At 73.9% G+C, this 9,489-nt stretch carries 10 protein-coding genes; 3 read left to right on the forward strand and 7 right to left on the reverse strand.

The window, feature by feature from the left end; translation table 11 throughout:
* A partial coding sequence (locus ABD296_RS47900; protein WP_344284675.1) for a serine/threonine-protein kinase occupies nt 1–1,001 on the reverse strand: 1,001 nt, incomplete at its 3' end.
* Nucleotides 1,002–1,265: 264 nt separating this feature from the next.
* Here ABD296_RS47900 and ABD296_RS47905 point away from each other — a divergent pair.
* The 3 genes from ABD296_RS47905 to ABD296_RS47915 all read left to right on the forward strand — a co-directional run bounded on the left by ABD296_RS47905 (nt 1,266) and on the right by ABD296_RS47915 (nt 4,920).
* Entirely contained in the window at nt 1,266–2,150 is an 885-nt protein-coding gene (locus ABD296_RS47905) for a HalD/BesD family halogenase (protein WP_344284678.1), read from the forward strand.
* An 89-nt stretch (nt 2,151–2,239) separates the two neighbouring features.
* Nucleotides 2,240–3,052, forward strand: coding sequence for a class I SAM-dependent methyltransferase (locus ABD296_RS47910; protein WP_344284681.1), 813 nt, complete (start codon nt 2,240–2,242; stop codon nt 3,050–3,052).
* Between the two features lie 65 nt (nt 3,053–3,117).
* A complete protein-coding gene (locus tag ABD296_RS47915) occupies nt 3,118–4,920 on the forward strand; it encodes a choline/carnitine O-acyltransferase (RefSeq protein ID WP_344284684.1) in 1,803 nt (600 codons plus the stop codon).
* A gap of 4 nt (nt 4,921–4,924) precedes the next feature.
* Here ABD296_RS47915 and ABD296_RS47920 read toward each other — a convergent pair whose 3' ends face one another.
* The 6 genes from ABD296_RS47920 to ABD296_RS47945 form a co-directional block, all read right to left on the reverse strand.
* The gene (locus ABD296_RS47920; protein WP_344284687.1) at nt 4,925–5,293 is read right to left on the reverse strand and encodes a group I truncated hemoglobin; all 369 of its coding nucleotides are present in this window, start codon (nt 5,291–5,293) and stop codon (nt 4,925–4,927) included.
* Nucleotides 5,294–5,370: 77 nt separating this feature from the next.
* Nucleotides 5,371–5,799 carry a hypothetical protein gene (locus ABD296_RS47925; RefSeq protein WP_344284690.1) on the reverse strand — a complete coding sequence of 143 codons (429 nt, stop codon included), beginning with the start codon at nt 5,797–5,799 and terminating at the stop codon, nt 5,371–5,373.
* Nucleotides 5,796–6,458 carry a TetR/AcrR family transcriptional regulator gene (locus ABD296_RS47930; RefSeq protein ID WP_344284693.1) on the reverse strand — a complete coding sequence of 221 codons (663 nt, stop codon included), beginning with the start codon at nt 6,456–6,458 and terminating at the stop codon, nt 5,796–5,798. Before ABD296_RS47930 ends, ABD296_RS47925 begins: the two co-directional genes overlap by 4 nt.
* 43 nt (nt 6,459–6,501) lie before the next feature.
* The gene (locus ABD296_RS47935; protein WP_344284696.1) at nt 6,502–7,707 is read right to left on the reverse strand and encodes an ABC transporter permease; all 1,206 of its coding nucleotides are present in this window, start codon (nt 7,705–7,707) and stop codon (nt 6,502–6,504) included.
* Complete coding sequence (locus ABD296_RS47940) at nt 7,704–8,408, reverse strand: ABC transporter ATP-binding protein (protein ID WP_344284699.1); 705 nt, start codon at nt 8,406–8,408, stop codon at nt 7,704–7,706. Before ABD296_RS47940 ends, ABD296_RS47935 begins: the two co-directional genes overlap by 4 nt.
* On the reverse strand, nt 8,405–9,489 hold a 1,085-nt coding region (locus ABD296_RS47945; RefSeq protein ID WP_344284702.1), incomplete at its 5' end, for a peptidoglycan-binding protein. The genes ABD296_RS47940 and ABD296_RS47945, both read right to left, overlap by 4 nt.

A 9,489-nucleotide genomic window follows, 5' to 3' on the forward strand; every position in this document is an offset into this window, starting at 1 on the left:
GGGGCGGCCCCCGCGCGCCCCCCGCCCCCCGCCAGCGCGCCCTTGCCCGCGGCGGTGGCGAGGAAGCCCTTGCCCGCGGCCGCCGTCCCGGCCGTCCCGGCGGCGCCGGCACCGGTGGCCGCGGCACCCGGGGCGACCGCGAGCGCGGCGAGCGGGAACAGGGCCGCCAGCGCCACCGCGGCGGCGGCGAGCGCCCGGACGCCCCGCTGCTCCCAGTCCGGCCCGTACGCGGCGACCGCCGCCGACTCGAGCTCGTCGACGAACGCGGCGGCGCTCGGCGGACGGTCGGCGGCCTGCTTCGCCAGCCCCCTCCCCACGAGCGGGCGCAGCGGCCCGGGGACGTCCGCCACGTCCGCCTCGGCGGTCAGGTGCCGGTTCATCAGCGCGACGCGGTCCGCCGCCGAGAACGGCCGCCGCCCGGTGACGCACTCCACGAACACGCAGGTCGCGGCGTACACGTCGGTCGCGGGAGTGGCGGGCTCGCCGCGCCACTGCTCCGGTGCCATGTAGGCGGGCGTGCCGGCGGCCGACCCCTCACCGGCCAGTACGGCGACGCCGAAGTCGACGAGCTTGCTCAGCCCGTCCGGCCGGACGACGACGTTCGCGGGCTTGTAGTCGCGGTGGACGACGCCGACGGCGTGCGCGGCGGCCAGCCCGAGCAGCGAGCCCTTCAGCACGGTCAGCGCGGCCTCAGGTTCGAGCCGTCCGTGCTCGGCCAGCACCGCCTTCAGCGACGCGCCGTTGACCGCCTCCATCACGATGGCGGCGCCCTGCGCGCTCTCCACGAAGCGGTAGAGCCGCGCGACGTACGGGCTGGTCAGCCGCCCGAGCATCTGCGCCTCGGTGCGCAGCCCGGCGAACGCCGCCGGGGCGCCGCCGGTCAGGTACTTGATCGCGACGTGCGCGCCCGACCCGGCGTGCCGGGCCAGGACGACCCGTCCCTGCGCGCCGCGCCCGAGCTCGCGGTCCTCGACGAAGCCCGCGAGCCGCCAGTCCGCCATGCATCCTCCCCGGCCATGTGCGGATCAGTGTGCCAACCATCGTTGACGCCGTCACGGGGGCGAAGGTTCGGAACCGGCGCCGGGCGGGGGTGATATAGGACACACCGGACAGTGCGCGGGGGCGGGCGGTGGACCGTTCGAAGCCACAGGTCACCGAACGGACTTATCAATTTCCGACAAACCGCCCGGAAAAAGCACGGCCATGAATGTGCACCGGGAATGTGCTAAAACCCGGGTGGGGTTCGCCAGGCGGAAGGGATCTTCATGGGCGCTGCGGAGGCTCGGGCCGGCGGCCCGGCGGCGGGCGCGGAAGCGGTCGACACCGATCTCTATCCGCTCCGCGAACCGGACGGCGCGGCGTGGACCGCCGTCGTTTCCCGGGTCCGGGACGAGCTGGCGAATTCCGGGTGCTGCGTCCTGCCGGACTTCATTCGCGGCTCTTTGCGGGAGCGGCTGCGCGCGGAATGCGCGGCGATCGCGCCGCGGGCCCATTACGACGTCGAAACGGTCAACGCCTACAACATCGACGTCGGCACGCCGCTGCCCGGCGACCATCCGGGCCGTATCACGGTCGAGCGCGGGAACGCGTTCGTCGCACGCGACCTCGTCCCGGCCGCTCACATCATCCACCGGCTCTATTCGGACCCACTTTTCCAGCGGTTCGTCGCCGCCTGCTTCGGCCTGCCCCGGGTGCACGAACTGGCCGACCCGCTGTCGGGCCTGTGCCTCAACGTGGTGAAGCCCGGCATGGGCCACCCCTGGCATTTCGACACCAACGAGTTCACCGTGAGCCTGCTGACGCAGCAGGCGGAGGACGGCGGCGTCTTCGAGTACTGCCCGAACATCAGGTCCGCCGAGGAGGAGAACTTCGGCGACGTCCGCGCCGTCCTCACCGGACGCGCCGGCCACCTGGTGCGGCGCCTCGTCCTGCGCCCCGGCGACCTGCAGCTGTTCCGGGGGCGCTACTCGCTGCACCGGGTGAGCGAGGTGCGCGGCGGCACCGCCCGGCACACCGCGATCCTCGCCTACAGCGAGCGGCCCGGGGTGGTGGGCAGCGTCGCGCGCACCCGCCAGCTCTTCGGCCGGGTGCTGCCCGAGCACCTGGCGGCGGAGGGACGCGCCGTCCGCGTCGACGCGCTACTGGACTGACCCGGCGCGCGAGACCGCGCCCCAGCCGAGACCGCCCAGAAAGGAAACGCTCTCCGGGAAGGCCCGCGCTCTGCAGGAAGGACCGCGACGTGCGCGTCGACACCACAGGAAAGATCTCGCTCGACCACATCTACACCGAGCCGGACCCACGCGCCTACTTCAGCACCCTGCGGGAACTCGACTACAACATCCCGGAGCTGGCCAAGCCGCACTTCTCCCGGCTCATCGCCGAATACCGGGACGCGCGGCGGGTGCCGGTCCCGACCGTTGTGGACATCGGCTGCTCCTACGGCATCAACGCGGCCCTGCTGAAATACGGCGTCACCATGGCCGAGCTGTACGATCGCTATGGCGGCCCCGACGCCCGGCGGCTCTCCCGCGCCGCCCTCCTGTCCCGCGACCGTGAGTTGGTCCATTCCGGTGAACGTGCGAATGGCGTCCGTTTCATCGGCCTCGACGCGTCCGGAAACGCCCTTTCCTACGCGCTCGACGCCGGTTTCCTGGACGGCGCCGTGCACGCCGACCTGGAGGACGGCGACCCGACGCCCGCGCAGGCCGCGCAACTCGCCGGCGCCGACCTGGTCGTCTCGACCGGCTGCCTCGGATACGTCACCGAGCGCACCGTCGGGCGCGTCATCGAGGCGGCGGGCGGGCGCAGGCCCTGGATGGCGCACTTCATCCTGCGCATGTTCCCCTTCGACCCGATCGCCGACGCCCTCGCGGCGGCGGGGTACGCGACCGTCCGCCACGACGGGCTGTTCCGGCAGCGGCGGTTCGCGACGGCCGAGGAGCAGTCGCTGGTCCTGGACAGGCTGGCGGACGCCGGTGTCGACCCGAGCGGCGCCGAGACCGGCGGCTGGCTCTACGCGGGGCTGTACCTGTCGCGCCCGCGCGGGGAGTGAGCACGCGGGCCGCCCCGTCAGCGGCGGCCTCCCAGTGAATCAAGGCATCGAGAACGAGGAACGCATTGAACGCCAGCCCTGAACCCTCGACCCGCACCTTCGGCAACGAGGACGCCCTGCCCCGCGTGCCGCTCCCCACGCTCGACGAGACCTGCAAGCGGTTCCTGGAGTGGTGCGCGCCGCTGCTCACCGACGCCGAGCTGGCCGCGACGCGCGCCGAGGTGGAGGCGTTCGCCCGCCCGGACGGACCGGGCCGCAAGCTGCACGCCGCGCTCGAACGCTACGACGCGCAGCCCGGCGTCCGCAGCTGGCTGGACACCTTCTGGCCGTACCGCTACCTCGGGCGGCGCGACCGGATCGCGTTGAACGCGAATTTCTTCTTCCTGTTCCAGGACACCGGGGAACGGCAGCTCGAACGCGCCGCCGGGCTGATCGCCGGGGCGCTGGACTACAAGCTCCGGCTCGACGCCGAAGAGATCCCGCCGATCCTGCAGCGCGGCGTCCCGCAGTCGATGGAGCAGAACAAGTTCCTGTTCTCCACGACGCGCATCCCCGGCGCCGAGCAGGACACCGTCCGCGCCCCCTACACCCCCGAATGGCCGGGGCCGTCGCAGGCGAAGCACATCGCGGTGCTCTACCGCGGCAACATCATCCGGATGGACGTGATCGGCCCGGACGGCGTGCCGCACTCGCTGGACGAGCTCGCCGCCGGGCTCGGCACGATCATGAAGGCGGAGCCCGCGCCGGAGCCGTCCCCCGGGCACCTGACCACCAAGGCGCGCGCCGAGTGGGCGGCGAGCCGGGAGGCGCTGCTCGCCGCCGACCCCGCCAACGCCCGCGCCCTGGACGACGTCGAGACCGCGCTGTTCTGCCTCTGCCTGGAGGACCTCGCGCCGGAGGGCGACCTGGAGGCGTGCGACGTCCTGCTGCACGGCGACAGCGGCAACCGCTGGTTCGACAAGGCCGTCTCGCTGGTCGTCTTCGCGGACGGGACGGCCGGGATCAACGTCGAGCACTGCGGCCTCGACGGCACCACGATCCTCGGCTTCGTGGACGCGCTGCTCGGCACGTCCGCGGAGGCGCACGCGCAGCGGGCCGGCGCCCGGTCACAGGGCCTGCCGGCGATCGAGGCGATCGAGTTCGCGCTGGACGACGCGCTGCGCGCCGACGTCCGGGACGCCGCCGCCGCGTTCGCCGCCTACGCCGCCGCGACCGCCACGACCTGCGTGTCGTTCGGCGACTTCGGCTCCGAGCGGGCCAAGCGGCTGAAGACCTCCCCGGACGCGTTCGTGCAGATGGCCTACCAGCTCGCGCACCGGCGGGCGAAGGGCATCACCGGCGCGACCTACGAGTCCATCGCGACCCGGCAGTACCGGAACGGCCGCACCGAGGCGATGCGCGTCGTCACCCCGGAGGTGCTGCGGTTCGTCGAGGCGATGGACGACCCGGAGGCGGGCGACGACACCCGCCGCGCCGCGTTCCGCGCCGCCGCCGAGGCGCACGTCCGGCGCGCCAAGGAGTGCCAGACCGGGCACGCGCCCGAGCAGCACCTGTGGGAGCTGCAGCTGATCCAGAAGCGGCGCGGCGCGGAGCTCGGCCTCACCGAGCGCCTCGGCCTGTACGAGGCGCCCGGCTGGGTGAGGATGCGCGACGACTACCTGAGCACCAGCTCGGCGCCGTCGGTGAACATCAGGTACTTCGGGTTCGGGTCGACGAGCGAGCAGTGCATCGGCGTCGCCTACGTCCTGCTCCCGGACCGGTTCAACGTCTACCTGAGCACTCCGCGGCCGGTGGCGGGCGCGATGGACGACTTCGCCGCCCGGCTGCGCGAGGCCGTCCGCGAACTCCAGGACCTGCTCGCGGGATAGCCGCCTACCCCGCGGGAACGGCGCCGCTCACGATGTCGTCCGCGAGCGGCGCCACCACCGCGACGATCTCGGCGACGGTGGCGTCCGGGACGCCCGCGGCGGCGAGCGCGGCCACGAGGTGGCCCGCCACCTTGTCGAAGTGGGCGCGCTCGATGCCGCGTCCGACGTGGACGTCCTTCATGGAGGCGCCCCCGTAGACCATCGGCCCGCCGAGCGCCTGCCCGAAGAACTCGACCTGGCGGCCTTTCAGCCGGCCGAGGTTCGTCCCGGCGAAGAAGCCCTTCAGCTCGTCGTCGGCCAGGATGCGGACGTACAGGTCGTCGACCACGGCGGTCAGCGCCGCCTCGCCCCCGATGGAGTCGTAGATGCTCATGCGCCAAGGACAGCGCCGGGCCTTTTCGCCGCCGTTGCGGGCCCGTCAACGCTGCGGCACGAACCGCTAACGGGCCGTCACTGGAGGCGGTGAGGGCGCCAGCCGACGACGAGGTGGCGGTGCAGGAGGGGGCCGATGCCGGCGATGGCGGCGAGCAGGCCGGCGGCGACGTAGAGGTCGCCGTGGGGCGTCGACCTCAGGAGGTACGAGGCGAGGAGCGCGGCGGCGAGCAGCACGCCCTTGGCGGCGACCGCGCGGGCGAGCGACAGCCGCGGCCCCTCCTGCGGGCGTCCCGCCGTCCGGCGCTTCTGGACCAGGTGCAGCAGCGGCACGCCGACGAAGAGCAGCAGCCCGAACTTCAGGGCGTGCTCCCACACCGGCTCGCCGGCGTTCCAGGCCCAGACGGCGCCCATGATCAGGCCCGCCGTCAGGTAGACCCGCTTGATGGATCGGGCGCCCGCCAGGGCGGCGGCGCGGCGGGGCAGGGGAAGGTCCTGGCGGGTCACGACGGCTCCTCCTCGGGCGACGGGCTGGACGTGGCGGCGATGCCGGCGAAGAGCCACCGCATCGCCTGGCGGAGCAGGTCGTCCGGGACGCTGGACGGGTCGAGGCGGCGCTGCCGCACGAGGCCCTGGAACATCGCGCTCGTGACCGTGGCGACGGTGGAGGCGGGGACCGCGCCGGGGGCGCCGACACGCGCCAGGACCGGTTCCATGAGCGCTTCGAGGGCCGCCTGCGGCTCGCGTTGCGCGGCGGCCAGCGCGTCCCTCAGCTGCGGGTTCCGCATGGCGTAGAGCCACAGTTCGGCCTGGAGGAGGGGCAGGTCGTCGTCCTTGTCGGCGGCCTCCATGAAGAACCGGCCGAGGGCCGACTCGGGCTCCTCGGTCCCGGCCTGCACGGCCTCGACGATCTCCCGGCCCCGCTCGACCCGCGCCCGGGCGCCGCCGGCCACCAGCTCCAGGAACAGCTCCTCCTTGCCGCCGAAATTGGAGTACAGGGCGCCGATCGAGAATCCCGCCGCCTCGGCGATCTCCTCGACCGACGCCCCGGCGTAGCCCTTGCGGGCGAACACGTGCGCCGCCGCGTCCAGCAGCCGGCGCCTGGTGCGCGCCTTGGCCTCGGCACGGGTCAGCCGCCGCGGCTTCCCATCGCTGTCACTATCCATATAGCGGACGATATTCAGATAGCGGTCACTATGTCAATCGCGATCAGTGGGCGGCCAGGGCCTCCGTCGGCGACAGGCGGGACGCCCGGATCGCCGGGTACAGCCCCGCCACCGCGCCGATGACCAGGGTCGCCGCGACACCGCCGAGCACCGCCCAGGCCGGGATGACCACCGGCCACCCCTGCGACACCGCGTAGCCGCCAGTAACGAGCGCGCCGATCGCGGCGCCGCCGAGCCCGCCGAGCGCCGACAGGAGCAGCGACTCGGCGAGGAACTGGGTGCGGATCTGGCCGCGCGTCGCGCCGAGCGAGCGCCGAAGCCCGATCTCCGCGCGCCGCTCCAGCACCGAGATGACCATGGTGTTGGCCACCCCCACCCCGCCGACCAGCAGCGCGACCGCGCCGACGCCGAGCAGCAGCCCGGTGAACGCCTCCCCCGCCGCCTTCTTGGCCGCGAGCGCGTCCGACGGCCGCGACACCTGCACCTCGTTCGGCGCCTCCGGGTTCGCCGTCGCGCCGAGCACCTCCCGGACCTGCTCCACGCTCGCGTCCTGCGACCGCGTGTAGATCGTGGTCGCGTGGCCGTCGAAGCCGAGCCGCTGCTGCGCCGCCGGCCAGCCGACGAGCGCGGCCGAGTCCAGCTCGGGGGCGAGCGGCGCCGGCTCCAGGATGCCGACCACGGTGAACCACTTGCCGCCGACCAGCACCTGGACCTCCGGGCCGGCGTGCCCGATGCCGAGCCGGTCCGCGGCGGACGAGCCGAGCACCACCGCGGGGAAGTCCTGCGTCGCCGCGGTCAGCCAGACGCCGCTGCGCAGCCGCGCGCCCGTCGCGTCGCGCAGGTCGGTGCGGGCCGCGTAGGCGGCGATCCCGCTGGTCTGCGCCTTCGGGACCTTCCCGTTCCGGTAGACCTTCGCGCCGTCCAGCAGCCCGATCGCCGACACCTGCCCGACCGGCCCGATGCCCCCGACCATCCGCTCGGCCTCCAGCGGCAGCTGGGCCTGCCCGCCGGTCAGCGTGTTGCCGGGCGTGACCGTGAGCAGGTTCGTGCCGAGCGAGGCGAGGGTGCGGTCGAGGTCGGCGCGCGACGAGGACGACACGCCGACGACCGCGACCATCGCGGCGATCCCGATCGCGATGCCGAGCGCGGACAGGAACGCCCGCATCGGCCGCGTCCGCAGTCCCACCGCGCCGACCTTCACCACGTCGCCCGGCCCCAGCCGGGCCGGACGCAGCGTCCCGGCGGTCATCGCGCCGCCTCCGCCGGCTCGGCCCCCGCCGGCATCGGGAGCGCCGAGTCCTCGACCACCAGGCCGTCGCGCATCCGGACCCGGCGCGGCAGCCCGTCCGCGATCTCCCGGTCGTGCGTGATGATCACCACGGTGGTGCCGGACGCGTGCAGCCCGCGCAGCAGCGCCATCACCCCGTCGCCGGACGCCGAGTCCAGCGCGCCCGTCGGCTCGTCGGCCAGCAGCAACGCGGGCTCCCCCGCGACGGCGCGGGCGATCGCGACGCGCTGACGCTCGCCGCCCGACAGCTCGTGCGGCTCGTGGTGCAGCCGGTGCGCGAGCCCGACGCGTTCCAGCGCGTCCGCCGCGCGGCGCCGCCGCACCGACGGCCGCAGCCCCGAGTACAGGAGGCCGTCGGCCACGTTGTCCAGCGCGCGGGTGCCCGAGGCGAGGTGGAACTGCTGGAACACGAACCCGATCCGGCTCGCGCGCAGCGCCGACAGCGCCGAGTCCGACAGCCGGCCGACGTCGTGCCCGTCGATGCGGACGGTCCCGGCCGTCGGGCGGTCCAGGGTGCCGAGGACGTTCAGCATGGTCGACTTCCCCGACCCCGACGGCCCCACGATCGCGACCAGCTCACCGGCCCCGACGTGCAGCGACACCCCGCCGAGCGCCCGCACGCCGCCCGGATACTCCTTGGTCACCCCGCGCAGCTCGATCATTTCGGCATCCCCACGACGGTGCCCTCGGCGATGCCCTGGCCGGACACCTCGACGCGCCCGTCCGCGAACAGCCCCGTCTTGACCGGGACGTACGCCGACGTCGGGCCCTTCACGGCCTCCACGCCGAAGCCGCCCTCGGCGAGCGCGACCAGTGCGGTGACCGGCACCGTCAGCACGTCCTTGCGGGAGCCGGCGGTGAACGTGACGTCGACGGCGGCCAGCGCGTACTTCGCGGCGGCCTTGCGCGCCTTCGACGACCGCAGCCAGATCGTCACCTCGACCTTGGTCGTCGGGTCCTCCTGGCCCTCCGCCGGCTGGATCACCGTCGAGACCTCGTCGATCTTGCCGGTGACCGTGGTCTCGTCGGGGAGCGTGACCTCGACCTCGGCGCCCTTGCGGGCCATCCGCTGGTCGGTCGTCTCCAGCTCCACGGTGACGGCCTTGTCGGTGCCCGTGTAGGTCAGGACCTTGCGGCCGGAGCCGGTCGGGTCGCCGGCGTTCGCCTGCAGGCTGTCGATCCGGACGGCCTCCGGCGCGAACACCACCCGGCCCAGCTCCACCGTCCCGGTCTCGTCCAGGCCGAGGTCCTCCTGCCACTCCTCGACGGCCTCGGCGGTGTCGGACGTGTACTCCTTGTCGACGGTGAATCCGCTGTAACCGAGCGCGCTCAGGTTCTTTTCGAGCCGTTCGACGTCCGACCCCTCGGTGCCGACGCGCAGCGGGCGGTACGCCGGCTTCGAGCCGTACATGAGGACGACCGGATCGCCGTCCACCTCGTACAGCTCCTGGCCCCGCTTGATGACGTCGCCGCTCTCGGGGACCTTGGTCAGCGTGCCCGGGAGGCGGCTCGTCGCGGTGTAGGCCGGGCCGTAGCCGAGCTGGCCGTCCTCGGTCTGCTCGTCCTTGAGCGTCTGCCGCGTGACCTGCGTGGTGCTCGGCGGGAGCGCCGACGCCCGGCCCTTGCCGGAGCCGCCGCCGGTGTTCAGCGCGACGGCCGCCGCGCCGCCGGCCACCGCCACGGCGGCCAGCGCGGCGAGGGCCGCCCGCCCCCCCCGCCCGGGGGCCATTTCGTAGCGGGCCC

Source organism: Actinomadura napierensis (assembly GCF_039529375.1).
GTDB lineage: Bacteria > Actinomycetota > Actinomycetes > Streptosporangiales > Streptosporangiaceae > Spirillospora > Spirillospora napierensis.